27 protein-coding genes and 1 pseudogene are annotated in these 26,279 nt (G+C 35.2%); 26 read left to right on the top strand and 2 right to left on the bottom strand.

Annotation, left to right across the window (positions count from 1 at the left end; genetic code table 11):
- The first annotated feature begins 81 nt into the window (after positions 1-81).
- The 23 genes and pseudogenes from D8M06_RS02890 (at position 82) to spo0A (ending at position 19,314) form a co-directional block, all read left to right on the top strand.
- On the top strand, positions 82-381 hold the full coding sequence (locus tag D8M06_RS02890) for a hypothetical protein (protein WP_121202839.1): 300 nt from the start codon (positions 82-84) through the stop codon (positions 379-381).
- 205 nt (positions 382-586) lie between these two features.
- On the top strand, positions 587-1,513 hold the full coding sequence (gene spoIIIAA, locus D8M06_RS02885; protein WP_121202838.1) for a stage III sporulation protein AA: 927 nt from the start codon (positions 587-589) through the stop codon (positions 1,511-1,513).
- Positions 1,510-2,022 carry a stage III sporulation protein SpoIIIAB gene (gene spoIIIAB, locus D8M06_RS02880; protein WP_121202837.1) on the top strand — a complete coding sequence of 171 codons (513 nt, stop codon included), beginning with the start codon at positions 1,510-1,512 and terminating at the stop codon, positions 2,020-2,022. The genes spoIIIAA and spoIIIAB overlap by 4 nt, the downstream gene beginning before the upstream one ends.
- Positions 2,023-2,040: 18 nt before the next feature.
- Positions 2,041-2,241, top strand: coding sequence for a stage III sporulation protein AC (gene spoIIIAC, locus D8M06_RS02875; protein WP_121202836.1), 201 nt, complete (start codon positions 2,041-2,043; stop codon positions 2,239-2,241).
- Positions 2,242-2,253: 12 nt separating this feature from the next.
- Positions 2,254-2,646 (top strand): stage III sporulation protein AD, encoded by a 393-nt coding sequence (gene spoIIIAD, locus D8M06_RS02870; RefSeq protein WP_121202835.1) that lies wholly within the window; start codon positions 2,254-2,256, stop codon positions 2,644-2,646.
- 31 nt (positions 2,647-2,677) lie between these two features.
- Positions 2,678-3,853 (top strand): stage III sporulation protein AE, encoded by a 1,176-nt coding sequence (gene spoIIIAE / locus D8M06_RS02865; protein WP_121202834.1) that lies wholly within the window; start codon positions 2,678-2,680, stop codon positions 3,851-3,853.
- Between the two features lie 10 nt (positions 3,854-3,863).
- Positions 3,864-4,487: a stage III sporulation protein AF gene (gene spoIIIAF / locus D8M06_RS02860; RefSeq protein ID WP_121202833.1), complete on the top strand. Its 624-nt coding sequence runs from the start codon at positions 3,864-3,866 to the stop codon at positions 4,485-4,487.
- On the top strand, positions 4,484-5,122 hold the full coding sequence (gene spoIIIAG, locus D8M06_RS02855) for a stage III sporulation protein AG (protein WP_121202832.1): 639 nt from the start codon (positions 4,484-4,486) through the stop codon (positions 5,120-5,122). Before spoIIIAF ends, spoIIIAG begins: the two co-directional genes overlap by 4 nt.
- A gap of 14 nt (positions 5,123-5,136) precedes the next feature.
- Positions 5,137-5,700: a SpoIIIAH-like family protein gene (locus D8M06_RS02850; protein ID WP_121202831.1), complete on the top strand. Its 564-nt coding sequence runs from the start codon at positions 5,137-5,139 to the stop codon at positions 5,698-5,700.
- A 476-nt stretch (positions 5,701-6,176) separates the two neighbouring features.
- Positions 6,177-6,680: an acetyl-CoA carboxylase biotin carboxyl carrier protein gene (gene accB / locus D8M06_RS02845; protein ID WP_121202830.1), complete on the top strand. Its 504-nt coding sequence runs from the start codon at positions 6,177-6,179 to the stop codon at positions 6,678-6,680.
- Positions 6,681-6,693: 13 nt separating this feature from the next.
- On the top strand, positions 6,694-8,046 hold the full coding sequence (accC, locus tag D8M06_RS02840; protein WP_121202829.1) for an acetyl-CoA carboxylase biotin carboxylase subunit: 1,353 nt from the start codon (positions 6,694-6,696) through the stop codon (positions 8,044-8,046).
- A 40-nt stretch (positions 8,047-8,086) separates the two neighbouring features.
- Positions 8,087-8,479 carry an Asp23/Gls24 family envelope stress response protein gene (locus tag D8M06_RS02835; protein WP_121202828.1) on the top strand — a complete coding sequence of 131 codons (393 nt, stop codon included), beginning with the start codon at positions 8,087-8,089 and terminating at the stop codon, positions 8,477-8,479.
- A 151-nt stretch (positions 8,480-8,630) separates the two neighbouring features.
- Positions 8,631-9,011: a transcription antitermination factor NusB gene (gene nusB / locus D8M06_RS02830; protein ID WP_121202827.1), complete on the top strand. Its 381-nt coding sequence runs from the start codon at positions 8,631-8,633 to the stop codon at positions 9,009-9,011.
- Between the two features lie 15 nt (positions 9,012-9,026).
- The gene (gene folD, locus D8M06_RS02825; protein WP_121202826.1) at positions 9,027-9,887 is read left to right on the top strand and encodes a bifunctional methylenetetrahydrofolate dehydrogenase/methenyltetrahydrofolate cyclohydrolase FolD; all 861 of its coding nucleotides are present in this window, start codon (positions 9,027-9,029) and stop codon (positions 9,885-9,887) included.
- Positions 9,880-11,235 (top strand): exodeoxyribonuclease VII large subunit, encoded by a 1,356-nt coding sequence (gene xseA / locus D8M06_RS02820; protein WP_121202825.1) that lies wholly within the window; start codon positions 9,880-9,882, stop codon positions 11,233-11,235. Before folD ends, xseA begins: the two co-directional genes overlap by 8 nt.
- Positions 11,222-11,455, top strand: coding sequence for an exodeoxyribonuclease VII small subunit (locus D8M06_RS02815; protein WP_121202824.1), 234 nt, complete (start codon positions 11,222-11,224; stop codon positions 11,453-11,455). The genes xseA and D8M06_RS02815 overlap by 14 nt, the downstream gene beginning before the upstream one ends.
- A 2-nt stretch (positions 11,456-11,457) precedes the next feature.
- The gene (locus D8M06_RS02810) at positions 11,458-12,342 is read left to right on the top strand and encodes a polyprenyl synthetase family protein (RefSeq protein WP_121202823.1); all 885 of its coding nucleotides are present in this window, start codon (positions 11,458-11,460) and stop codon (positions 12,340-12,342) included.
- Between the two features lie 675 nt (positions 12,343-13,017).
- Positions 13,018-13,593: a hypothetical protein gene (locus D8M06_RS02800; protein WP_121202822.1), complete on the top strand. Its 576-nt coding sequence runs from the start codon at positions 13,018-13,020 to the stop codon at positions 13,591-13,593.
- A gap of 18 nt (positions 13,594-13,611) precedes the next feature.
- Complete coding sequence (locus tag D8M06_RS02795) at positions 13,612-14,424, top strand: TlyA family RNA methyltransferase (protein ID WP_121202821.1); 813 nt, start codon at positions 13,612-13,614, stop codon at positions 14,422-14,424.
- 18 nt (positions 14,425-14,442) lie between these two features.
- The gene (gene ahrC, locus D8M06_RS02790; protein WP_121202820.1) at positions 14,443-14,892 is read left to right on the top strand and encodes a transcriptional regulator AhrC/ArgR; all 450 of its coding nucleotides are present in this window, start codon (positions 14,443-14,445) and stop codon (positions 14,890-14,892) included.
- A 22-nt stretch (positions 14,893-14,914) separates the two neighbouring features.
- Positions 14,915-16,624, top strand: coding sequence for a DNA repair protein RecN (recN, locus tag D8M06_RS02785; RefSeq protein WP_121202819.1), 1,710 nt, complete (start codon positions 14,915-14,917; stop codon positions 16,622-16,624).
- A gap of 274 nt (positions 16,625-16,898) precedes the next feature.
- Complete coding sequence (gene spoIVB / locus D8M06_RS02780) at positions 16,899-18,185, top strand: SpoIVB peptidase (protein ID WP_277749461.1); 1,287 nt, start codon at positions 16,899-16,901, stop codon at positions 18,183-18,185.
- Between the two features lie 357 nt (positions 18,186-18,542).
- A pseudogene (spo0A, locus tag D8M06_RS02775) lies at positions 18,543-19,314 on the top strand (sporulation transcription factor Spo0A).
- A gap of 134 nt (positions 19,315-19,448) precedes the next feature.
- On the opposite strand, the gene D8M06_RS02770 reads toward spo0A, so the two are convergent.
- The gene (locus tag D8M06_RS02770; RefSeq protein WP_121202818.1) at positions 19,449-20,795 is read right to left on the bottom strand and encodes an aspartate kinase; all 1,347 of its coding nucleotides are present in this window, start codon (positions 20,793-20,795) and stop codon (positions 19,449-19,451) included.
- 102 nt (positions 20,796-20,897) lie between these two features.
- Positions 20,898-21,158 (bottom strand): DUF2627 domain-containing protein, encoded by a 261-nt coding sequence (locus D8M06_RS02765; RefSeq protein WP_121202817.1) that lies wholly within the window; start codon positions 21,156-21,158, stop codon positions 20,898-20,900.
- Between the two features lie 237 nt (positions 21,159-21,395).
- Between D8M06_RS02765 and D8M06_RS02760 the strand changes: the two genes are divergently transcribed.
- The 3 genes from D8M06_RS02760 to lpdA all read left to right on the top strand — a co-directional run bounded on the left by D8M06_RS02760 (position 21,396) and on the right by lpdA (position 26,243).
- Entirely contained in the window at positions 21,396-23,444 is a 2,049-nt protein-coding gene (locus D8M06_RS02760) for a sigma-54 interaction domain-containing protein (RefSeq protein WP_121202816.1), read from the top strand.
- Between the two features lie 157 nt (positions 23,445-23,601).
- A complete protein-coding gene (locus D8M06_RS02755) occupies positions 23,602-24,699 on the top strand; it encodes a Leu/Phe/Val dehydrogenase (RefSeq protein ID WP_121202815.1) in 1,098 nt (365 codons plus the stop codon).
- A gap of 122 nt (positions 24,700-24,821) precedes the next feature.
- Positions 24,822-26,243: a dihydrolipoyl dehydrogenase gene (gene lpdA, locus D8M06_RS02750; RefSeq protein WP_121202814.1), complete on the top strand. Its 1,422-nt coding sequence runs from the start codon at positions 24,822-24,824 to the stop codon at positions 26,241-26,243.
- Positions 26,244-26,279: the final 36 nt, after the last annotated feature.

The raw sequence follows: 26,279 nt of genomic DNA, 5'->3' as shown, positions 1-26,279 counted from the left end.
AGCCTCTTTTTTTATTATGTCAATAAATTTCGCAATTCCTGTAAATAATAATAATGAATTTATAGGAAAGGGATTGTTAAGATGGCTAAACAATTTACTGCCTACTTTAAATCTGAAGATGATCTCTTATCTGCACATGCAAGCCTGAGAACATTGCGGACATCGAATGTAACAATAGATTCCGTACCTAGGCAAAATACAGAAGAGGGCTTTGTCCCGTTTGTAGCATTAAATAATACAACTTCCAATATGGGGTATGCAACTGTTTATCGGGAAGGTGACGAACAGAATGAGCTCTATATGCTAGAAGGTTTAGTAGATGAAACTCAATTCGACAAAGCCATGAATATTATTCAACGGAATGATGGTATACAAAAGTAGGCAGATTTATTCTAATAGACCCACTTACCCTAGATATATTCTAGGGCTTTTTTTATTTGGTGACATAGCTAATGCATACATAAAAGATAAGCTTCATTTTATACAAATATATAAAATGGAATTTTTAATCGAAACTTCTATAGTCATAATTTTTACTAGAAAACATACATTTTACTATACAACACTCAAAAAGAGAGGGTCTGCTATGGAAGAAATTATGCGATTATTTCCCAATGAAATGAGACAAGCCATACTGACCAAAATTGGAGATAGATGGGGGTCTCTGCAAGAGATTCGCATACGACTGTTTCAGCCGGTAGAGCTAATTTTTGATAGAACAATGGAATGGTTACCGATGTTAAAACCAAGTAAAGAAGAAGGAATATTTATTATCAACCAACTAAGTGAATTCTCACTGTACCGGATGACCGATGAATTGCGAGAAGGTTATATAACGATAGAAGGGGGCCATCGAGTAGGTATTGCTGGAAGAGTCAACACGTCGGATGGATCAGTAAAAGCATTGCAATATATTACTTTTTTTAATATACGCATTGCCAAACAGAAAATAGGGGCTGCCCGAAATATCCTACCATATATGTACGATAAGAGTTATATGAACACACTAATTGTCGGACCTCCTCAGACAGGTAAAACTACTCTTATTCGAGATGCTACAAGAATCATTGCAACTGGTTGGAAAAATGTCCAGGCCCATAAAGTCGGGGTCATTGATGAAAGATCGGAAATTGCTGGATCCATTAATGGGATTCCTCAACATGATTTAGGATATCGAACAGATGTAATGGATGCTTGTCCAAAGGCTGATGGAATGATGATGATGGTCAGGTCCATGTCTCCAGAAGTATTGGTAGTAGATGAAATTGGCAGTGAGAAAGATATAGCTGCGTTGATGGAAGCTATTAATACAGGGGTAACAGTCATTTGTACCATTCATGGCAAGGACTTAAATGAACTAATTAGAAGACCATCCTTACAAATGGTTTTTAAGCAGAGGGTTTTTGAACGAATTATTGTTTTAGATCGAACAAGGGAGCCCTCACAGATAAGAAACGTTTATGATCAAAATCTAAAGCAAATGATACAGAAATCGGGGTATGTCCATATATGAAGTGGATTGGGGCGATTCTATTAATTGGCACAACTACTTGGTTAGGGTTTGACTGGAGTAACCGGTTGACGAAGCGTCCAAAGCAGATACGACAATTAAAAAACGCACTGCAAATACTGGAGGCGGAGATTGTGTATAGTCAATTACCCCTAAAGGATGCATTTTTAAGTATTGCTAGGCAAATTCCAGAACCTGCAAAATCATTCTTTGACGAACTGGGAAAAAGTTTACAGAATACGAACATTGATTTTTACCGGATATGGAAAGAACAAGTTGATAACCTTGTGCAGAATTCCAGTTTAAGTTCTACTGAAAGAGAAATACTTTATCAATTTGGCAGAACATTAGGTCAGCATGATTTATATCAGCAGCAAAAGCATATTCAGCTTACCCTTACTCATTTGGAAAGGGAATTAGAGGATGCAAGAGATGAACAATACAGATACAGCAAAATGGCTAAAAGTTTAGGTGTATTGGCTGGACTGTTTATTGTGTTACTGCTTATTTAGAAGGAAAGGAGATAGTCCATGTTTACAGATGCACAGGTTTTATTCCAAATAGCTGGAATTGGAATCATTGTAGCATTAATACATACCATCTTAAAACAAATGGGGAAAGAAGAAATTGCACAATTTGCAACACTGATCGGATTTATTATTGTACTTGTTATTGTTATTAATGGACTTTCTGATTTATTTAACCAAATTAAATCAGTATTTCTTTTCTAGGGGCAGGTAGCTATGGATATTTTACAAATTGTGCTTCTTGGGATTGTTGCCAGCATCTTATATATCATTTTAAAAGATACAAATAGTTCATTTGCATTTTTTCTAATTATCGTTACCAGTATTATTATCTTTTTAGCCATCATTCATCAAATTGGAATTATTTTCGAAATGATACAAGAACTTGGTAGGAATGCTAATGTTGAAGGTTTATATATGGAGACAATTCTTAAAATAATCGGAATTGCTTATATAGCAGAGCTTGGAGCAAGTCTGACGAAAGAAGCTGGACTAGGAGCCGTTGCCAAAAACATAGAGCTTGCAGGTAAAATTTTTATTATTTTACTTGCCGTACCTATCATTACAGCTGTAATCGAAGCAATTGTAAGTTTTTTACCATCCGTTTAGAAATATCTAATGAAGGGAGAAATCATTGTGAATGAATTCAATTAATAAAATAGGAATTACCTTGTTCACATTTATTTTTCTCTTTTGCGGACAAGCATCAGTATATGCAGAAACAGACCAGGTAGATATGACGGATACGATATTAGATGAAATCTCTCTGGATGGTGTACAAGATTATTGGAATCAAATTGTTCATGAATATGGTGGCTATGTTCCAGAATTAGAAAAGACAAGTATTTATGAATTTATCAAAAATCAGGATTCTTTTTCTATTAAGTCCGTATTAATGGGGTTTGTGGAGTACTTATTCCATGAGATTATAATGAATGGAAAATTGCTGGGTACCTTACTCATGCTAACATTATTTTCCATTTTATTACAAACCATGCATACGGCATTTGAAAAATCAGCTGTGAGTAAAATTGCTTATTTTGTGGTATATATTGTTCTTATATTTTTAGCGTTAAATAGTTTTTATTTGGCTGTATCATATGTGGAAGAAGCGATAAGTACGATGAGCAGCTTTATGATTGCCTTGCTTCCGTTAGTCCTGGGATTGATGGCAACTTTCGGCAATGTAGTTTCGGTATCCTTTTTTCATCCAATTATTATTTTTCTAATTAACCTTAGTGGTGTTCTAATATCAACGTTTATTTTACCATTATTATTTTTATCAGCGCTACTTAAGATTGTTAGTAATTTAAGTGAAAATTATAAAGTAACCCATCTGGCTAATTTATTCAAAAATGTCAGTATGGGGGTTCTAGGTATTTTCTTGACTATATTCTTAGGAGTTATCTCTGTCCAAGGAACAACTAGCGCCATTCAGGATGGCGTGGCAATGAAAACTACTAAATTTATTACTGGTAACTTTATTCCTGTAGTCGGTCGAACATTTACCGATGCAACGGATACAATCTTAAGCGCATCATTACTATTAAAGAATGCAGTTGGTGTTGTTGGGCTAATCATTGTTCTATTTATTGCATTGTTTCCTGCATTGAAGGTTGCGGCAATCGCGATCATCTATAAGATTGCAGCTGCTGTATTACAGCCAATTGGCGACGGGCCAGTTATCTCGACATTAAATACTATCAGTAACTATATATTATTTATTCTTGCATGTCTTCTAGCTGTCTCCATTATGTTTTTTCTTGCTATTGTCATCATAGTTGTTGCCAGCAATCTTACCATGCTATTACGTTAGGATGATGAAAATGGATGTCTTAGTGCAATGGGTCACGCAAATTATATTATTTATTATTCTTGCTACTGTTATAGATTTGTTAATACCAGCAACAGCTATGAAAAAATATATCAAATTAGTAGTTGGTCTTATTCTTATTCTCATCTTGTTAAAACCAATTTTTTATGTCTTAGAGATTGATATAGAAACTGCATTGAATCGTTCATTTCAACACGTAAATGAGAAGAGTGGGGAAAGTGAATCTGTAGAAAATTTAATCGAATTTCAAAAAAAAGAGATAGAAAGCACACAAGATGCATATATTTTAGAACAAATGGCTGTCCAATTAATAGATATTGCAGAAGATCCTCTTAAAGAAGAATTTCAAGCGACGATATCAGATATCGCATTTCAATTCAATCAAACAGATAAATGGACTTATGAGGATCTTGAAGAAGTCATTGTTTACGTAAAGGATTTTGAAGAAGGGGAGGGAGAAGATAGAGTAGTTGAAGATGTTGTAATTAATACAGATGAATCAGTAGAAGTGAAGGAAGAGGACAGACATGATGAACAGATTACACAGCTTTTAAAAGAAACATGGGAACTGCAAGATAAAGAAATAACCCTTTTCTGGGAGGGAGGGCCATCTTGAAGAGATTCATTGAAAAATTATTTAAACCAAAAAATTCAGAACAGGAAAATAGTATAACAAATAAAGCTGGGTATGTTATTATTCTGGGTTTGGTTGGTATACTCCTGATATTTATGAGTAATCTTTTTACATCATCTAAAGAGGAAACTGAATTAGATCAGCCAATGGAGCCACCTGATAAACAACATGATATACAGGCAGCTAATGCAGAAGAAAATGAGAAAACCTCCAATGTTAATGCACTTGAAAAAAACTATGAAGAAGATTTAGAGGAAATGCTTAATAAGATCCAAGGTGTTTCCGATGCAGAGGTGATGGTTAATCTAGCATCTACTAATGTCAAAATTTATGAAAGAAACATTATTAAAGGGCAGCAATCTACCGATGAAACTGACCAAAATGGTGGCACACGAAAAGTGGAAGACCAGACAGAAGAAACTCAGGTCGTTTTTGTAAGACAGGGAGATCAAGAAGTCCCGTTATTAGTCAAAACAGAAAGGCCGGATGTAAGTGGAGTATTTGTCGTAGCTAAGGGGGCAGATCATGCAACAGTAAAAAAATGGATTATAGAAGCAGTATCTCGAGTTTTGGATGTTCCAACACATAGAGTCTCTGTAATGCCAAAAAGTGATTAAAGGGAGGAAGTAATATGTTAAAGAAACAAACAGTTTGGTTGTTAACAATGTTAAGTTTGATGATTGTGTTAAGTGTGTATTATATGATTTCACCTGATAATGATGACTTAGCTTATATCGATAATGGACAAACTGATACAGAGGAAACGGCATCAACTGAACCACAAGGAACAGATGAGAATGCAGAAGATGCAGAAGTTGATGAGATGACAAATATTGGTGGAGATGAACTACTAGCATCGATTCGCATGGAAGTGGAAGATGAAAGAAGCATGTCAAAATCTCGTTTGGAAAGTATTGTAGCATCAGGTGAAGCTAGTGCAGAAGAAAAGGATGAAGCATTAAAAGAAATTGATGAGTTAGAAGAAGCATCCAAGAAAGAGAAAATATTAGAGGATTCAATTCTTTCATCAGCAGAGTACCAGGATGTACTTGTCCGATCAGAAGATGAAAAAGTACATGTACATGTTAAAGCTGAAGAATTGTCTGAGACGGAAGCGAACAATATTATGAGAATGGTATATGATGAATTTGGTGACATCACTGTTGATGTTGTCATTCAACCAGCTGACAGTTAAAAGTAAAAAGAGAAAAATCCAGACGCTAACAAAAGTGTCTGGATTTTTTTCTTTTATGTTACTTCATTTATAAGATTGATAGAAATTCCGGATTTATTTAATAAAGAGTAGTTTAGCTCTTGCTTACACCTATGAATGTTTTGTGTTACCATTCGATCCGGCGGAATACAAAGCTTTCTGCGAGCACCGCCTCAGCCTCTTCGGAAGAAAACCACCACAGTTTATAAGAAATGAGAAATAACATTATTCTGTAAAGTTCAAATATCAAATAGAAATTAGTAATTGTACAAGATCATTGATATAATCAAAATGAAATCGTTTTATAAATATCAACTATAATAGCATGTTGAATTTTAATCTTGAAGTGATAGTCTATTTTGAAGTAAAATGATAGAAGGTGTTATTAGTATCTAATAATAATTTCATTTTAAATCACAAAATTATTTTAGTTCACAAAATTCAAAAGGGGTGCCATCATGTTAAAAGTACAAGAAATTAGAGAACTTATTAAATTGATTGACCAATCAAGTATTAATGAATTTACCTATGAGACAGACGGAGCTACTGTTTCTATGAAAAAAACAGGAAGCGAATCTGTAGTACATAAGGAGGTAGTTCAAGCACCTTCAAAAGAAACTCCAATTGTTTCTACTCCTTCAGAACCAGTAATAACAGAAGATAAAGCTGAGGATAAAACGCCAGCAGTAACGGAAGTGAAGAAAGAATCTTCTACAGACTATGATCATGAAATAGTCTCCCCAATGGTTGGAACATTTTATTCATCACCATCTCCTGAAAGTGATCCATACGTATCAAAAGGAAGTACTGTGAAAAACGATTCGGTGGTTTGCATTGTTGAAGCAATGAAACTATTTAATGAAATAGAAGCGGAAGTGTCGGGTGAAATTGTGGAAGTTTTAGTAGAGAATGGTGAATTGGTAGAGTATGGGCAACCATTATTTAGAGTGAAGACAAAGTAAGGGGTTGGAATAATTGATAAAAAAACTGCTAATCGCTAATCGAGGAGAAATTGCAGTCAGAATCATACGTGCATGTAAGGAGATGGAGATTGAGACAGTAGCGATTTATTCGGAGGCAGATAGAGATGCTTTACATGTTCAATTAGCTGATGAAGCATACTGTATCGGTCCCAAATTGAGTAAAGACAGCTACTTAAATTTCACTAATATAATGAGTGTAGCTACATTAACAGAAGTCGATGCCATCCATCCAGGTTATGGATTTTTAGCTGAAAATGCAGACTTTGCAGAGATATGTAAGGCATGTAACATTGCTTTTGTTGGTCCAACACCAGAAGCTATTCAAAAAATGGGTATAAAAGATGTTGCAAGGGAAACGATGAAAAATGCAAACGTTCCGATAGTACCCGGTTCAGATGGGATTGTTGAGAGTGAAGAAGAGGCCAAACAGGTAGCAAAACAAATAGGCTTTCCAGTTATCATAAAGGCTACTGCAGGTGGTGGTGGAAAGGGAATTCGTGTTGCTAGAACAGAAGAGGATCTTGTTAAAGGAATTCGAGTTACCCAAAAAGAAGCGGAAACGGCATTTGGTAATCCTGGCGTATATATTGAAAAGTTCATTGAGGATTTCCGCCATGTTGAGATTCAAATATTAGCTGATGCACACGGAAATGTAGTACACTTAGGTGAAAGAGATTGTTCTATCCAAAGACGACTTCAAAAATTAATAGAAGAAACTCCTTCCCCAGCACTAACACAAGAGATAAGAAATAAAATGGGGGATGCTTCCGTAAAAGCAGCAAAAGCAGTTAACTATGTTGGTGCAGGTACCATAGAATATATCTTTGATCGAAAAACAAAAGAATTCTACTTCATGGAAATGAATACAAGAATTCAAGTGGAACATCCCGTAACAGAAATGGTAACAGGTGTTGACTTAATCAAAGAACAAATAAAGATAGCAAATAACGAAGAGCTATCTATCAGTCAAGAGGATATTCAATTTGAGGGACATGCTATCGAATGCAGGATAAATGCAGAAGATCCTTTCAAGAACTTCATGCCATCTGCAGGTAACATCAATATGTATTTAGCACCAGGTGGTTTTGGAGTACGCGTAGATTCAGCAGTGTATTCGGGTTATAAGATTCCACCTTATTATGACTCCATGATTGCTAAGCTTATTACTTATGCGCCAACACGAGAGGAAGCAATTAATAGAATGAAACGTGCTTTGGATGAATTTATCATTGAAGGTGTTCATACGACTGTTCCATTTCATCGATTAATAATGGACCATAAAGTATTTGTAGAGGGAGACTTTAATACAAACTTCTTGGAAGAAAACCCTATAATTAAGAAATGAAACTAGTTCGTATGGATAATACGATTTAGGAGTGATATTCATGAGTGAACAACCGTTGTTAAAAGTAAGCGATAATTCTGCTTTAGGGAAAGTTGAAATTGCTCCGGAAGTAATTGAAGTAATTGCAGGAATTGCGGCAACTGAGGTAGAGGAACTTTATGCTATGCGAGGGAATTTTGCATCAGGTGTAGTAGAAAGGCTTGGTAAGAAAACACACAGTAAAGGCGTAAGGGTGGAGCTAACTGATACTGGCGTTGCAATTGATTTATACGTCATTCTAAACTTTGGCGTATCCATTCCACTAGCTGCTCAAAAAATCCAAACAAACATTCGCGAGTCATTAAAATATATGACAGCTTTAGAAATGGATGAAGTTAATGTACATGTAGTCGGCATTAATATGGATGACAATGAAGAAGCAGAAGAAAACTAGAATGAAGGTCAAGGTCTATCCTTGGACCTTCATTTTTCTTTCACCCATAATTAACCGATATGTAGTGATCGTATTTGTTCGTACTTTCTAGCTTTACATACACAATCATGTTATTATTTTCAAGAGAAGAATTAAAAGGAGTTAAGGGCCGATGAATCGACATACAGCAAGAGAAAAAGCATTTCAAATTCTATTCCAAATGGATATTAATCAAGTAAGTCCAACAGAAGCAATGGAAACTTTTTTAGAAGATGAAAAAGTTGATTCATTTTTAATGTCGCTTGTGAATGGTGTTTTTGATAATAAAGAAGAGATTGATTCTACAATAACGGAACATTTAGAGAATTGGACGTTAAATCGAATCGCAACTGTTGAAAGAAATATCTTGCGCATTGCTACTTATGAAATAAAATTCATGTCTGATATACCAAATAATGTAACAATTAATGAGGCAGTTGAGTTAGGAAACAAATTTGGTGATGATAAATCTGGTAGATTTATTAATGGTGTCTTATCAAAAATAATTGCATAAAAAGGGGAATGAGAGATGTCAGCTGAAGTAATTAATGGGAGAGATTTAGCACAGGAAATCCGATTAGAACTAAAAGATGAAGTTAGTAAAATGATACAGGAGGAAGGAGTAACTCCACATTTGACAGTAGTATTGGTTGGAGATAACCCAGCTTCCAAATCCTATGTAAAAGGAAAAGAAAAGGCTGCAAAAGAAGTAGGTATTTCTTCTTCTTTAGTCGAATTGCCAGAAACAACATCAGAAGAAGAATTGCTAAATCTAATACATAAATTAAACGAAGATAAGACCGTAAATGGGATATTAGTGCAATTACCTTTACCCAACCATATCAGGGAACAGAAAGTAATCGAAATGATTAATCCGAACAAAGATGTAGATGGATTCCATCCGGTCAATATTGGGCGAATGATGTTAGGAGAGGATACTTTTCTACCATGTACTCCTTATGGTATCATCACTATGCTCAAATCAAGAAATATTTCTATTGAAGGGAAACATGCAGTTGTAATAGGCCGAAGTAATATCGTCGGGAAACCAGTTGGACAACTTCTGCTAAACGAAAATGCAACAGTTACTTATTGTCATTCACGTACTGCTAATCTAAAGGAGTTTACAACAAAAGCTGATATTCTAATTGTTGCAATTGGAAAACCAAATGTCGTCACAGCAGAAGACATAAAGGATGGAGCGGTAGTTATTGATGTTGGTATTAATAGACTTGAAACAGGGAAGTTAACTGGGGATGTAGATTTTGATAGTGCTGCAGATAAAGCATCTTTTATCACTCCGGTACCAAAAGGTGTAGGTCCGATGACGATAGCCATGTTATTGAAAAATACTATTAAGGCTGCAAAAGGGTTAGAGAAAGGTGAATAATAAATATTTAACTGTAGCTGCAGTTACTAAATATATTAAACGTAAATTAGATACAGATCCCCATCTAAAAGGCATTTTTCTTAAAGGCGAAATTTCAAACTTTAAGCATCATTCTCGTGGACATATGTATATGACAATTAAAGATGACCAAGCGAAAATACAAGCGGTCATGTTTGCTGGTAATAACCGATACTTAAAATTTCGACCAGAGAACGGAATGAATGTTCTTATAAAAGGTGAAATAAGTGTTTATGAAGCGCATGGACAATATCAGCTCTACATTAGTCAAATGGAGCCAGATGGTATAGGATCATTGTACTTAGCATTTGAACAATTAAAAGAGAGATTGCATAAAAAGGGATATTTCGATAAGAGTTACAAGAAGGAAATTCCCCTATACCCAAAGCATATTGGAGTGGTTACATCGCCAACAGGTGCGGCTGTTCGTGATATTATCACAACCATAAAACGAAGATATCCGATCGTAAAAGTAACCGTAATTCCGGTTTTAGTACAGGGACCAAATGCTGCTAAATCTATTACCAATGCTATAAATAAAGCCAATAATATGGATATCTTTGATACGCTGATTGTAGGTCGTGGTGGAGGTTCAATTGAAGAACTGTGGAGTTTTAATGAGGAAATCGTTGCTGATGCGATCTTTCATTCAAGGATTCCTACAATTTCAGCTGTAGGTCATGAAACAGATGTTACAATAAGTGATTACGTAGCAGATCTCAGAGCACCTACACCTACAGGAGCTGCTGAGTTAGCAGTTCAATCTCAGTTAGAATTGAAAGAACGTATTGTTCAATTGAAACGATCGCTAAATAGGGAATTACAGCGCGAATTGTTCAATCATAAGAGTCATCTAAATCGTTTAACCCAATCTTACGCTTTCCGTTATCCAGTGCTTCAAGTTAAACAAAAGGAGCAGGAGCTGGATAGCTTAATGGAACGGATGCAAAAGGGAATGGGGCAAACAAAGAAAGAAAACCAGACATCATTGGATAATTTATGGAAGAGACTAAATGCTCAACATCCTAAAAAACAGATGGACCAAGCAAAAAAATCCTTGAAGGAAACCATCAGACTTAAGAATTATTACATGGCTAATATCTTGGATAGTAAAACACAGCAATTAACCAATACCATCGATAAATTATCATTGTTAAACCCTTTAGAAATTATGAAACGTGGTTTTGCGCTACCGTTCACGTCTAAAGGTGAGATGATAAAATCCGCAAAACAAGTACATCAAGATGATAAGATTCACGTTCAACTACGGGATGGAAGTCTTAATTGTCAAGTAATAGAAGTGGAGGAGAGTATAGATGACCAAAAATGAAGAACTGACATTTGAAGAAGCAATGAAAAGTTTAGAGGAGATTGTAAATAAATTGGAAGAAGGGGATGTTCCCTTAGAAAAAGCAATTAGTTATTATCAAGAAGGAATGAATCTTTCTAAAATTTGTAGTGACAAATTAAATAATGTTCAAGAAAAAATGACACAAATAATGAATGAACAAGGGGAATTTGAGTCGTTTGAAATTCAGGAGGAAGAATAATCGTGCCATCTAATCTGAATGAATTTTTGAAGGATTTTCGAATGATAATTGAGGAAGAGCTCAGCCAAAACCTTCAAAAATTAACTATTCCAAAACAATTAAAAGATTCCATGTTATATTCCGTAGAAGCAGGTGGGAAAAGGTTAAGACCAATCCTGTTGCTGGCTAGTTATAAGGCATATGATGAAAATTATCAAAAGGCATTGTCTTCCAGTATAGCATTAGAAATGGTACATACTTACTCACTTATCCACGATGATTTGCCTGCAATGGATGATGATAACTATAGAAGGGGAAAACTGACGAATCATAAAGCTTTCGATGAAGCGACGGCGATTTTAGCAGGAGATGCATTGCTAACATATAGTTTCGAATTAATTGGTAAGGACACGTTGCTTACAAATGATGAAAAAGTGGAAATGATTACCAATCTTTCTGCTAGCAGTGGACCAAGCGGCATGGTTGCTGGTCAGTTCCTGGATATGGATGCTGAGAATCGAACAATTACATTAGAAGAACTAGAACAAATTCACATGTTAAAGACTGGAAAGTTACTGGAATTCGCCATTTATGCAGGGGCATATCTTGCTGGTGCTACTAAACAACAATTAGAAAATCTTAAAGAATATTCCTTTTACTTAGGATTAATTTTCCAAGTACAAGATGATATTCTGGACATCACAGGCGACGAGGAGAAATTAGGAAAACCTGTTGGTAGTGATGAAGGAAACGAAAAGGGGACTTATCCAAAATTATTAGGACTTGATGGTGCAATAAATAAAAAGAAAGAATATGTAAATAAAGCTGTAGCAGCATTAGAAAAAGCAGATGCACACAATTCCCATTTAATGGCCTTAACGGAACACTTTAGCAATCGTGATCATTAGAAGATTCTAGATGTTTTATGTGAAATCTGTTATAATGATATTATATATGGAATGGTGCAGTATTCTAGTCAGTCCTCCTATCCTGAAGGCGGGGCTAAAAATCCGCTGAAGGGCACATCGATGAAGTTCCTTGTGTTGGCTTGAGGCGCCCAGCCTTGGGTTGATGCTGGGAGTTAAGGATTTTGGGCGATCCACAAAGGCATGTGGGCGTTGACCCGATTTCCGTGGAGGCCCATCTCTGTGGTGATAACTAAGCTAGTTATTACGATGGAATGGGGTATGAACCTGCAATAGATGGTATGGGACACCTAATATGCAGCGTAGCCTGTCTTGAGTGATTCTGTGGGGATTAGATTAGTGGGTATTTAATTCAGGTGGCCAATGAATTTAATACTTATGTCTATGAAACCAGATTTGCAAAAGAGACTAGGGATAGGTTAAAGACTGTGGAGGAAATCTCCTAGACTGTTCGAATGACTTTTAAAAGGGATTATAGTGCGGACTAAGTGGTAATCCAGTCTAGCTATTGGCGACAAAGCTAAGATGGAATTAAAGGGGAACCACCTTTCATGGCGACATGGGGCATCCATCTGGGAAAACCTACTGGACCTAAGCCGCAGTTTTAACCTTTTAAAAGACCATTCCACTTACATATTTTGAATTAAGAGGTTACGTATGAAATCACATTTAAAACGTTCTATTAAATTTAGTTTTTCTATCGCCGTTATCACATTTGTGTTAGCGGCTATTTTTTCAGTAGTATCCTCCTCCATATTAAGTGGAGTAGTATGGATTACAGGGCTATTTATCGTTTTACTAATTATTTTAATTGGTGTTATCTTTGATACGTTAGGTATTGCAGCAACCGCTGCAGACGAAACTCCATTCCATGCAATGGCTGCTGAAAAAGTATCTGGTGCAAAGGAAGCTGTATATATTGTGCGAAATGCCGATCGCTTTGCTAGCTTTTGTAACGACGTTATTGGGGATATATCAGGGGTCGTAAGTGGTACTGCATCAGCAATTGTTGTTCTCCAGATTGCAGCTTTAATGAATCAAAGTGAAGGTTCGCCCGGACAGTTAGCTTTATCTACGCTTATGACAAGTGTTGTTGCAGCACTTACGGTGGGTGGAAAAGCAATAGGAAAGACCGTAGCTATGAATAGTTCTACGAGTATTATATTTTTTGCAGGAAAAGTACTTTCAATCCTTCAAAATAAGTTTAAAATAAAAATAATGAAAAAAAATTAATGCTAAAGGACAGGCTAAATGAGCAAAAAACGATTGGATGAATTATTAGTAGAAAGAGAATTAGCCGAGAATATCGATAAAGCCAAACGTTTAGTTATGGCTGGTCTCGTATTCTCCAAGCAAATTCGTATGGATAAACCAGGCATGAAGGTAAAAGAAGACACACCATTAACGGTAAAAGGAAAAGAAATACCTTATGTTGGTCGTGGTGGCTTAAAGCTGGAAAAAGCTCTTTCTTGTTTTTCAGTAACAGCAAATAATAAAATAGTAATTGATATCGGCTCCTCAACGGGTGGTTTTACAGATTGTGCTCTAAAAAATGGTGCTAAACTCAGTTATGCGATTGATGTCGGGTATAATCAATTAGACTGGAAATTAAGGAATGATAATCGAGTAATTGTCATGGAACGAACTAATTTTCGATATGTTACTTCCGATATGCTCCAGAACGGATTACCAAATCTTGCGACCATTGATGTATCTTTTATCTCATTAAAACAAATGTTACCAGTTCTCCACCGTTTGATATCGAAGAATAGTGATATTATCGCTTTAATTAAACCACAATTTGAAGCCAGACGGGATCAAGTTGGTGATAAAGGGATTGTTCGCGACAAAAAAGTCCATGAAGAGGTTCTAAATGATATTATTCAATTTGCAGAAAAAGAGCATTATGAATTGTTTGATTTAACTTATTCCCCTATAACTGGTGGAGAAGGAAATATAGAATTTCTTGCTCATTTTGGCTGGAAGAAAAATCAAGGTAAAACTGAATATGTAGATATTAAAAATATTGTACAAGAAGCCCATACGAAATTCGAAATACAGTAAAGGGCAAGGAGTTGTAAGATGAGTAAAATACAGCGTCACCTAAAAATACGTGAACTTATTACAGAGGAAGAAATTGAAACACAAGATGATTTAGTTGATCGTCTAGAATCATTAGGATTCAACATTACACAGGCTACCGTTTCTAGAGATATTAAGGAATTACAACTTGTTAAAGTACCTTCGACCCATGGAAAGTATAAATACAGCCTCCCAGCTGATCAGCGATATAATCCCCATGAAAAATTAAAACGGTTGATCGTAGATGTATTTGTGAAAATAGATGCTGCTAGCCATTTTATCGTATTAAGAACTCTTCCAGGAAATGCTCATGCTATAGGTGTTCTAATTGATAATTTAGATTGGGATGAGATAATGGGCACAATCTGTGGAGATGATACATGCTTGATCATTTGCCGGAAAGAAGAAGAAGCTGAAAAGATAAAAAATCGCTTCATTAATATGCTATGAAGTCTACCCGAGGTGATTTATCGTGTTAACAGAGTTATCAATTCGCGATTTTGCTATTATTAATGAACTAGCCATTACGTTTAACGATGGGTTAACTGTGCTTACAGGTGAAACCGGTGCTGGTAAATCGATTATCATTGATGCAATTCAATTATTGGCAGGTGGCAGAGGATCTAAAGAATTCGTTCGTCATGGAACGAAAAAATCTGAGATAGAAGGATTATTTACTATTGACAGCCATAATCACACGATTTACAAGGTTGCAAAGCAGTTTGGCGTCGACATACAAGATGGACAAGTTGTTCTTGAAAGAACGATTACGTCTTCAGGAAAAAGTATATGTAGAGTGAACAGTAAGTTAGTCACTTTAGCCATTTTAAGGGAGTTTGGGAAGACCTTAATTGATATACATAGTCAGCATGAAACTCAGGTATTAATGAACCCTGAAAATCACTTAGAATTTCTTGATATGTATGAACCGCATAAATTGGTTAAGGCAAAAGAAGAATATACATATCTATATGAAAGATTAACTACTCTAAAGAAAAGGTATAAACAGCTTAACGAGAATGAACAAGAGATGGCCCATCGTTTAGATTTGTTGGAGTTTCAAAAAAATGAAATTGAACAGGCGAACTTATCACCAGCTGAAGATGAACTATTGGAAGAGGAGAGAAAATCTCTAGCTAATTATGAGCGAATATATACATCTTTAACGGATGCCTATAACGCCCTTTACGGTGAAAATAAAGGACTCGAATGGTTAAATAAAGCAATGTTATCTATGGAAGAAAATACGGAAGTTGACTCATTTCTTGAAAAAAAATCAGAGGAACTAGCTAATCATTACTACAGTTTGGAAGATTTAACATACAACATAAGAAACCAAGTAGAAAGCCTCCAATATAATCCAGAACGATTAAACGAAATTGAAGATAGACTAAATGAAATTAATCGATTAAAAAAGAAATATGGTCCAACAGTTAATGATATATTGGAGTATGCCGCAAAGGTTGAAGAAGAAATCGAAGAAATTACAAATAAAGATACACATCTCACTTCATTAGTAGAGCAAATAGAAGAAATTGAAAAAGATGCTTTACTTGAAGCACAGCAGTTACACGACATTAGAAAAAATTCTGCCGAAAAGTTAACGAAAGCAGTAATTAGTGAATTTAAGGATTTATATTTAGAGAAAGCAAACTTTTCTATATCCTTTGAGTTGGAGAATAACGATAACCATGAACCTAAATTGCATAAGAATGGATTTGATCACGTTCAATTTTTAATCTCAACGAATCCTGGTGAGCCACTAAAGGTATTACATAAAGTTGCTTCTGGAGGAGAATTGTCAAGAGTAATGCTTGTCTTGAAAAAGATTTTTGCTAAACATCAAGGCGTGACCAGTGTCATATTTGATGAAGTAGATACCGGGGTTAGCGGTAGAGTAGCTCAGGCAATTGCAGAAAAAATTCATCAAATTTCTCATAACTCGCAAGTTCTTTGTATTACACATTTGCCACAGGTAGCTGCAATGGCAGATACACATAAATTCATTCAAAAAGAACAACGTGAAGACAGGACTGAATCAAAAGTTAAAGAATTGACTATAGATGAACAAATTGAGGAACTAAGTCGAATGATTACTGGTTCCAAGCTTACAGATACAGCAATTGAGCACGCAAAAGAATTATTAGATATGGCATCATCATTTAAAATGCATGTCAGTTGAATATTTTATAAAAAAAGTCAGAAACTAAGCTATCTGGCTTTTTTTTATGTTTTAAGTTAGTTTTTAACAATAAACCCCTTATATAACATATTAAAACATGGTTGAAATTAACATTCCGCGTAGGAATAGTAATTATTCATACAAACGATGATTTTTAACAGGAAAAGATAGACATCTTTTCTTATCTTTCTCCAGTTTAAAACCTCTTTAGAAAGGTCAAATTAGAAGTACAGATAGATAATGGTGTGGGTTAGTCACAAGGAGAGTGAACTATTTGAAAAAGCCGCAACTGAATACATTAAGACAGTGGATAGGTGCTATGCTCCTTATTGCAGTAATTGCAGTTCCTTTATTAACCCCAATTAATAATTATTTCTCGATTCCTAATCAAATTGTAACAACAAGTACAAATGCCCCCATTGAGGTGCCTCATTTAGGTGAACATGTAACTGTTGATACCACGAATGAATTTGTTCAGGCAATTGATACGTCGGTATTTCACGCAACTAAACCTGGTACTAGTGAATTAGTATATGAAGTAAGTGGGTTTCCAATAAAAAAAGTAAACCTTTCTGTACTCGAGGATCTTAAAGTGATTCCTGGAGGGCAATCTATTGGAGTTCAATTACAAACACTTGGTGTACTTGTAGTTGGTCATCATCTAGTACAAACCCCAGATGGTACCATTTCACCAGGTGAAACAGCTGAAATTAAAGTTGGAGACGTTATTGTAAAGATTAATGGAAAATCGATTAAGAAAATGAACGAAATTAAAGATTATGTTGTGAAAGCGGGAGAAAATAACGAAGATCTCAATATAACACTAAAGAGAGGCAACGAGATGATTGAAACTACTCTTGAACCTATACTCGATGATAAGGAAAAAGAGTATAAAATCGGATTATATATTAGAGATTCTGCCGCTGGAATTGGAACCATGACATTTCATGAGCCTGAGTCCAAGAGATATGGAGCATTAGGCCATGTGATTTCAGATATGGACACGAAGAAACCAGTAGAAATCAACGAAGGAACTATTGTTCGCTCATCTGTTACTTCTATAGAAAAAGGAAATAATGGAATTCCTGGTGAAAAGCAAGCAAAATTCTCGGTAGAAGAAAATAAAATAGGAAATATAACCAAAAATAGTCCTTTTGGAATCTTTGGGAAATTGGATAAATCTATAACGAATGGAAAATATGATAAACCAATGCCGATTGCATTATCACACGAAGTAAAAGAAGGTCCTGCTAAAATTTTAACAGTAGTCGAAGGAGAAGCAGTACAAGAATATGACGTTGAAATTATAAGCAGTGTACCTCAAAAATTCCCAGCCACAAAAGGAATGGTTATACAAATTACGGATGAAGAATTATTAGACAAAACAGGCGGAATTGTCCAAGGAATGAGTGGAAGTCCTATCATACAGGATGGAAAAGTAATTGGTGCAGTAACTCATGTCTTTGTTAATGACCCAACCAGTGGTTATGGTGTCCATATTGAATGGATGTTACAAGATGCAGGTATAGATGTTTATGAAAACCAAAAAGAAGCCAGTTAAAAAAGTGATTCGCGTGATAAAACATTGCACGCGAATCACTTTTTATTTTCGAGTATGAGCGAGCCGGAACGATATGTTTCGCACAATACTCAATTAAAGTATTTCGTAATCTATACATAATGCTTCTTATACTAATAATTTAATCATATATAAAATATTTGCTATAAATATTTTTCGACAAATACATCAGTATGGTTGTCTTATTCAGTCGAAAATTAAAGGAAATTAAAGAAAAGATAAGATATTATAAAAAAACTGAATCTTTTTAAATAAAAAAAAGGATATTTAGTCTTTTTGTAGAATATCTTTTAAAGAGGATATGTAATTGCAACAGAAGTATTAAAGGAGGAGCTTTATTTGAAGAAAATTACAGTTGGATTAGTCGATGACAACAAGGAATTAGTTCAAATGATGGAAGATTATTTCGAAGATCAAGATGATATTGATGTGATAGGTACTGCATTTAATGGCAGAGATTGTTTAACAATGTTAGACGAATTACAGCCGGATGTGTTGGTTTTGGATATCATCATGCCTCATATAGATGGATTAGCTGTCTTAAATACAATCAGAGAGAATGAAATTGATACAAACGTAATTATGCTTACTGCTTTCGGTCAGGAAGAAGTGATGAAAAAAGCTGTAGATTTAGGTGCTTCTTATTTTATACTTAAACCATTTGATTTAGATCACCTGGCAGATCAGATTAGGCAAGTACAGGGTACTCAAGTTATCCATTCAAGTGTGAAAAAGGTTAATAAGAAAGAGAAAAAGCAGGATTTAGAGGCAAGCATTACAAACATCATCCACGAAATTGGTGTGCCAGCACATATTAAGGGTTATATGTATCTAAGAGAAGCCATTACAATGGTTTAATAATGATATAGAACTTTTGGGTTCTATAACAAAGGTACTATATCCTGCTATTGCTAAGAAGTTTAATACCACATCATCAAGAGTAGAGCGTGCGATTAGGCATGCTATTGAGGTTGCTTGGAGCAGGGGGAATATAGAATCAATCTCACAATTATTTGGTTATACCATTAATATTTCAAAAGCAAAACCAACAAATTCCGAATTTATTGCAATGGTCGCAGATCGACTGCGTTTGGAACATAAAGCTAGTTAAAATAAAAATATTACTGTACATGATTCGTACAGTAATATTTTTTGTTACTTACAATAATCTGATTAATTAATAGCATACATAAATGAAATTTGGTTTAGCTAATGTAAATTCTAATCAAATTGCATGCATTATTTTCAATCAAAAAACGCATTATATAAAGAGCGAATGGCTTTGTCCATATCGATAGCTTGAACTCCAAACATCATGGACACCTCTGAAGAGCCTTGGTTGATCATTTCAATATTCACATTTGCTTTTGCAAATGCAGATGTTGCTTGTTGTGCAACTCCAATAGTATTAACAAGGCCTTCACCAACAACCATGATAACGGCTATTCCTCTCTGCAGACTTACAGTGTCAGGATGTAATTCCTCATTAATTCGCATAATAACGGTTTCTTCCGTTTCTGGAGTGAATTGTGATTCCCTAATAATTACTGACATGTCATCAATCCCAGATGGTGCATGCTCAAATGAGATTCCTTCGTCCTCTAAAATGTTTAATAACTTTCGTCCAAAACCAACTTCTCGGTTCATTAAGTATTTGCTAACATATAAACTGCAGAAACCTGTATCACTAGCAATACCTGATACACACTGGCCATTTAATTCTCTTTCTGCAAGGATTAAAGTACCTTTTGCTTCTGGGTTGTTCGTATTTTTTATACACACTGGTATTTTAGCTTTAATAGCTGGAATTAATGCTTCATCGTGAAATACCGAAAAGCCAGCATAGGACAATTCACGCATTTCTTTATAAGTTAGTACAGTGATTTCTTTTGGATTGTCCACAATAGTTGGATTGACTGAATAAACCGAATTAACATCGGTAAAGTTTTCGTATAAGCTTGCTTCGACTCCTGCAGCCACAATAGAACCTGTAATGTCTGATCCGCCTCTGGAAAAAGTTACTAACTTTCCATCATTTGAATAACCAAAAAATCCAGGTATAACTAAGATTCCATCTTTTTCTCGTAAACTATACAGTTTTGCAAAGCTTTCTGGTAAAATTTGCGCATTTCCGGGCTCGTCACTCAAAAGAATACCTGCTTCTTTTGGGTTTATGTAATGAGCAGTTAATCCTAGTTCTTTTAAATAAGCACTAATAATTTTTGCATTATTATCCTCACCTAGTGCTTTTATAGAATCCATTTTCAGATTATCATCAACATCTTGTACAAGTGTAGATTTTATTGTATGTTCAACCTCTGCTATTAACGAAGAAGGGAGGTCTAAACCCTCAATTATTTCCTTAAATCGTTCCATTACAATAGAGTAATACTCTTCATATGATTCATCTTGGATATAGGCATTACCCATATTAATAAGCATATCTGTCATTTTGAAATCATTATCATTTCGTTTACCAGGAGCTGAAACAACAATAAATTTACGCTCCGGATCACTATTAATAATTTCTCCAACTTTTTTAATTTGAGTTGCATTAGCAACTGAACTTCCACCGAATTTTGCTACTTTCATTCATTTATCCCCCTGATTTGGTTGATTAGTTTTTATAATAACATAAAAATTCTATTTATCTATTAAAAAAGAAAAAAAGATGGCAATATTTTTGTCCATCTTCTAAAACTTTTCTTTAGATTTAAGTTCTTTTTGCTTGTTATCGGGAATCGCTTGATACTTATTTTTTCTGTCTCTATAAACAATGAAACCACCGATAAAAGCAAAGCCTAAAATAAAAAGTACAAGCCCTGCAGAAAATTGAATACCAGAATTAATTAAGAAAGAATAATACTCCGCAAATAAAGCATCGCGCATTAATTTAATCCCAAACACTGCAACTAATCCAGGTATCAGCAGTAAAATGAAGGCAATAATTTTCATGTTAGTAACCTCTCCATACGTTTTCAATAATAGTATAACAAACAATGGTTATAAAAACGAAGGAGGAGCCTTGCAAACGAAGAAATCATCTTTATGTCGGATACAATAATCTTAACTAGGTAATTGTTTTTCTTATGAAAAATATAATAAAGATTAAAAATAGTATGGAAGTCCTTTGCTAATTTATGCAGAATACCGTATGATAAAAACATGCAAGATGTTGCAAGGAGGGGTGGGATGAAAAGAATCCTTATAGTGGGCGCAGGAAAAGGGGGAAGTATACTTTTTAAACTATTGCATGCCACAAAAAGCATGAAAGTTGTGGCTATGATTGATAAAAATAAATATGCTACAGGTTTTGAACTAGCAAAAAAGTTCCATGTGCCATCAGACTTCCATTGGGAAAAATGGATACATAAAGACATCGATATTATTATTGAAGCCACTGGGGATGAAAAAGTCCTGGAGAATCTCATTGAACAAAGTATGGGTAAAACTGTAGTAATTCCTGGAAGTGTAGCCTATATAATCTCAGAATTATTTAACGAGAAGGAATCCTTGTTGCAAAAGGTTAGACAACAGTCGAAAAATCAGGAATTAATTTTGAGTCATATTCGTGATGGAATGATTATTGTTGACAAGAATGGAATAGTACAGTTTGTTAACGATAGTGCCGTAGAAATTATTGGTTATCCCAAAATTAACTTTGAAGGAAAATCCATCGAAAAAGTAATTAATAAAACCAGACTTCCAAATGTTCTGTTATCAAAGGAAAAGGAAGTAAATAAAAAGTTTCAACTAGATAACGGAAAACAGGTTATCACGACAAGAATCCCTGTAATCAATGGAGAAAATGAATTAATTGGTGCATTTGCAGTTTTCAAAGACATTACAGAAGTTATCAAACTAGCAGAGGAAAATACAGACTTAAATGAAATTAAAACGATGTTAGAGGCTATTATTAAATCATCTAATGAAGCTATAAGTGTTGTGGATAAAAAGGGAAATGGTTTAATGATTAACCCTGCCTACTCCCGAATCACTGGTTTAACAGAGAAGGATGTTATAGGCAAACCAGCTACCACTGATATTTCTGAGGGTGAAAGCATGCATATGAAAGTGCTCGAAACAAAGAAAAGAGTCCGAGGGGTCCGTATGAAAGTAGGACCAAAGAAGAAAGACGTAGTAGTCAACGTTGCTCCGGTAATTGTAAAGGGGGAAGTCAAGGGAAGTGTTGGAGTCCTTCATGATGTAACAGAGATTAAATCTTTAACCTCAGAATTGAAACGTGCTCGACAAATCATTCGAAATCTGGAGGCAAAATATACCTTTGATGATATTATTGGAAGTTCTCCAGAAATGACTCTTGCATTAGAACAGGCCAAAGTTGGTGCGAAGACTCCAGCAACCGTATTACTTAGAGGTGATTCCGGGACAGGTAAGGAACTTTTTGCACATGCCATTCATAATGAGAGTGACAGAAGTAAAGGAAAATTTATCCGTGTTAATTGTGCTGCTATTGCTGAGAGTATATTAGAGAGTGAATTGTTTGGTTATGAAGAAGGAGCTTTTTCAGGAGCAAGAACTGGTGGAAAAAAGGGTTTGTTTGAAGAAGCGAATCATGGCAGTATCTTCTTAGACGAAATTGGTGAACTGTCATTAAGTATGCAGGCAAAACTATTAAGGGTGTTGCAGGAGCATGAAATTGTACGTGTAGGCGGGACAAAACCTATTCTAATTGATGCTCGAGTAATTGCAGCTACTAACATCAACCTCGAAAAAGCAATCATGAATAAAAAATTCAGAGAAGATTTGTATTATCGTCTAACTAGATTACCAATTTATATTCCTTCATTAAAAGAAAGAATTAGTGATTTACCAGAATTAATTATTCACATCATTCACAAGATTAATCAGGATTATGGAAGAAATGTACAAGGTATTGATGAAGGAGCATTGCAGAAGCTAAAGTATTATCATTGGCCAGGTAATGTAAGAGAATTGGAAAACGTTATTGGAAGAACGATGATTTATTTAGATATGAACGAGGAAATCATAAGAGAAGAACATATTCCTGAACTAGACAATCGTTCTTCTACAAGCACTAAACATCCAAAAGAATTATATTCAAATATTCCGCTTCAGGAAGCGATGGAACGTTATGAAAAAGAATATATTTTAAGACATTATAAGCAGAATAACTTCAATAAAACCAAAACTGCAAAGTCATTAAATATATCTATAAGAAATTTATATTATAAAATTGAAAAATATCAGTTAGAATAGAAATGCATGCAAAATCTTGCTAGTTTGCAAGAATTTGCAAACTAAAAACACAATAAATAAAGCGCTTTCAATGATTGGTGTTTTGGCACGAATTTTGCATACGTGATAATGGGAGAATATTATTTACAGCAAGATACAATGAATAGGGGGATTTAACATGAGTATTTTTGTAGAGATGGAGAAATATGATTATGAGCAAGTTGTTTTTTGTCAGGATAAAAATTCAGGTTTAAAGGCTATTATCGCTATTCATGATACAACATTAGGACCCGCATTAGGTGGTACTAGAATGTGGACATATAAGTCAGAAGAGGATGCCATAGAAGATGCTTTAAGGCTTGCAAAAGGAATGACATATAAGAATGCAGCAGCAGGACTTAATTTAGGTGGAGGAAAAACAGTTATTATAGGCGATCCTAAAAAAGACAAAAATCCAGAATTGTTCCGTGCGTTTGGACGCTATATTCAAAGTTTAAATGGACGATACATTACTGCTGAGGATGTTGGAACAACTGTAGAAGACATGGATTTAATTCATACAGAAACAGATTTTGTCACGGGCGTTTCACCTGCTTTCGGTTCATCTGGAAACCCTTCTCCTATTACTGCTTATGGTGTTTATATGGGGATGAAGGCTTCAGCAAAGGAAGCATTTGGAGATGATTCGTTGGAAGGGAAAGTTATAGCTGTCCAAGGGGTTGGTAGTGTAGCTTATTCATTGTGTGAGCACTTGCATAAAGAAGGGGCCAAGTTGATTGTTACGGATATTAATAAAGAAGCAGTAAAACGTGCAATAGATGCTTTTGATGCTACGGCAGTTGAACCAGAAGATATTTATGATACAGAGTGCGATATTTACTCACCTTGTGCACTAGGTGCTACGATTAATGATGAAACGATTAATCGAATTAGAGCAAAAGTAATTGCGGGATCAGCGAATAACCAGTTAAAATCAGCGATACATGGAGATACTATTCATGAAAAGGGAATCATATACGCTCCTGATTATATCATTAATGCTGCAGGTGTTATTAATGTAGCAGATGAATTAAATGGGTATAACCGGGAAAGGGTCATGAAAAAAGTAGAAATTATTTATGATAATTTACAACGAGTTTTTGATATTTCCAAACAGGAAAATATCCCTACTTATGTAGCGGCAGATCGGATGGCTGAAGAGAGAATAAAATCAGTTCAAGCCTCTAGAAGACAGTTTATTAGAAATGAACACCATATCTTAAGTAGGAAGAAATAAAAACTATGATACAAATCATCGTTCGCTAGATTGGAAACAAAATAATCTAAATAATAGTGAAGTACTTTCCAAATAAATATCTTAATTTGGAGAGTGCTTCCTGTGCATAAGGAGTGGATCATATGTCTGATGAGTACGATATAGTTATTTTAGGTGGTGGAACCGGTGGCTATGTTGCAGCAATCAGGGCAGCACAATTGGGGTTGAAAACAGCAATCGTTGAGAGAGAGAAAATAGGCGGTACTTGTCTGCACCGTGGATGTATACCATCGAAAGCACTTCTCAGAAGCGCAGAAGTATATCAACAAACTAAAAAAGCAGACGACTTTGGAATTATAACTGTTAATCCTGTGTTGAATTTTTCGAAGGTTCAAGAAAGAAAGAATTCTATTGTTGAAAAACTGTATCAAGGTGTCCAAGGATTGATGAGAAAAAATAAAATAGATATATATAACGGTTATGGACGTATTTTAGGACCTAGTATTTTTTCTCCTTTACCTGGAACGATATCCATCGAATACGAAAATGGAAATGAAAATACAATGATTGTTCCAAAGTATGTAGTGATAGCAACTGGATCAACTCCAAAAACACTTCCAGGGTTGGAAATAGATGGAATAAATGTGATGAATTCAGACCATGCTTTATTAATGGAAAAATTACCTCAATCCATCATCATTGTTGGAGCAGGGGTTATCGGAATTGAATGGGCATCCATGCTTAGTGACTTTGACGTAGATGTCATTTTGGTGGAATTTATGGATAGGATATTGCCAACTGAAGATGAGGAAATTGCTAAAGAAATGGAGAAGCAATTACAGAAAAAAGGTGTTCAAATCTATAAGAATGCTAAAATACTACCCGAAACAATAGAAAAAACGGAAATGGTTTCTATACAAGCTGAAATAAATAAAGAAAAGAAACGATTAAAGGCTGAAAAAATGCTTGTTTCCGTTGGCCGTAAAGCAAACATTGAAAATCTAGGAATCGAAAACACCGAAATTACTATAGAAAATGGCTACGTTAAAACAAATCCCCATTTTCAAACGAATGAATCTCATATTTATGCGATAGGTGACGTGGTAGGTGGGATGCAGCTTGCCCATGTAGCATCTCATGAGGGAATTGTTGCAGTAGAACATATAGCAAATGAACGTCCATCGTCTATCAATTATAATCATGTACCATCGTGCGTGTATTCGAATCCCGAGGTTGCTAGTGTAGGTTTAACTGAAAAACAAGCTAAAGAACACGGGTATGATACACGTATTGGGAGGTTTCCATTTACGGCCATTGGTAAAGCATTGGTATACGGCGAAACAGAGGGTTTTGTGAAAGTTATTACAGATAATAAAACGAAAGATATCTTGGGTATACACATGGTTGGTCCCCACGTTACTGATATGATTTCAGAGGCAGGATTAGCTATGGTTCTAGACGCAACGGCCTGGGAAATTGGTCAAACCATTCACCCGCACCCAACATTATCAGAAGTACTTGGTGAATCTGCTCTCGCAGTAGACGGGATTCAAATCCATGGATAAATGTAATTATTTCGTTGGATCCTAGTGGGATGAAGA

The organism is Oceanobacillus halophilus, assembly GCF_003628505.1.
GTDB lineage: Bacteria > Bacillota > Bacilli > Bacillales > Amphibacillaceae > Oceanobacillus > Oceanobacillus halophilus.
This window is presented reverse-complemented; position numbering and strand designations above follow the sequence as displayed.

Coding starts and splice junctions, on each gene's coding strand:
- D8M06_RS02890 (WP_121202839.1), top strand. CDS start 82: ATGGCTAAACAATTTACTGCCTACTTTAAATCTGAAGATGATCTCTTA.
- spoIIIAA (WP_121202838.1), top strand. CDS start 587: ATGGAAGAAATTATGCGATTATTTCCCAATGAAATGAGACAAGCCATA.
- spoIIIAB (WP_121202837.1), top strand. CDS start 1,510: ATGAAGTGGATTGGGGCGATTCTATTAATTGGCACAACTACTTGGTTA.
- spoIIIAC (WP_121202836.1), top strand. CDS start 2,041: ATGTTTACAGATGCACAGGTTTTATTCCAAATAGCTGGAATTGGAATC.
- spoIIIAD (WP_121202835.1), top strand. CDS start 2,254: ATGGATATTTTACAAATTGTGCTTCTTGGGATTGTTGCCAGCATCTTA.
- spoIIIAE (WP_121202834.1), top strand. CDS start 2,678: ATGAATTCAATTAATAAAATAGGAATTACCTTGTTCACATTTATTTTT.
- spoIIIAF (WP_121202833.1), top strand. CDS start 3,864: ATGGATGTCTTAGTGCAATGGGTCACGCAAATTATATTATTTATTATT.
- D8M06_RS02850 (WP_121202831.1), top strand. CDS start 5,137: ATGTTAAAGAAACAAACAGTTTGGTTGTTAACAATGTTAAGTTTGATG.
- accB (WP_121202830.1), top strand. CDS start 6,177: ATGTTAAAAGTACAAGAAATTAGAGAACTTATTAAATTGATTGACCAA.
- D8M06_RS02835 (WP_121202828.1), top strand. CDS start 8,087: ATGAGTGAACAACCGTTGTTAAAAGTAAGCGATAATTCTGCTTTAGGG.
- nusB (WP_121202827.1), top strand. CDS start 8,631: ATGAATCGACATACAGCAAGAGAAAAAGCATTTCAAATTCTATTCCAA.
- folD (WP_121202826.1), top strand. CDS start 9,027: ATGTCAGCTGAAGTAATTAATGGGAGAGATTTAGCACAGGAAATCCGA.
- D8M06_RS02815 (WP_121202824.1), top strand. CDS start 11,222: ATGACCAAAAATGAAGAACTGACATTTGAAGAAGCAATGAAAAGTTTA.
- D8M06_RS02800 (WP_121202822.1), top strand. CDS start 13,018: ATGAAATCACATTTAAAACGTTCTATTAAATTTAGTTTTTCTATCGCC.
- D8M06_RS02795 (WP_121202821.1), top strand. CDS start 13,612: ATGAGCAAAAAACGATTGGATGAATTATTAGTAGAAAGAGAATTAGCC.
- ahrC (WP_121202820.1), top strand. CDS start 14,443: ATGAGTAAAATACAGCGTCACCTAAAAATACGTGAACTTATTACAGAG.
- D8M06_RS02770 (WP_121202818.1), bottom strand. CDS start 20,795: ATGAAAGTAGCAAAATTCGGTGGAAGTTCAGTTGCTAATGCAACTCAA.
- D8M06_RS02765 (WP_121202817.1), bottom strand. CDS start 21,158: ATGAAAATTATTGCCTTCATTTTACTGCTGATACCTGGATTAGTTGCA.
- D8M06_RS02760 (WP_121202816.1), top strand. CDS start 21,396: ATGAAAAGAATCCTTATAGTGGGCGCAGGAAAAGGGGGAAGTATACTT.
- D8M06_RS02755 (WP_121202815.1), top strand. CDS start 23,602: ATGAGTATTTTTGTAGAGATGGAGAAATATGATTATGAGCAAGTTGTT.
- lpdA (WP_121202814.1), top strand. CDS start 24,822: ATGTCTGATGAGTACGATATAGTTATTTTAGGTGGTGGAACCGGTGGC.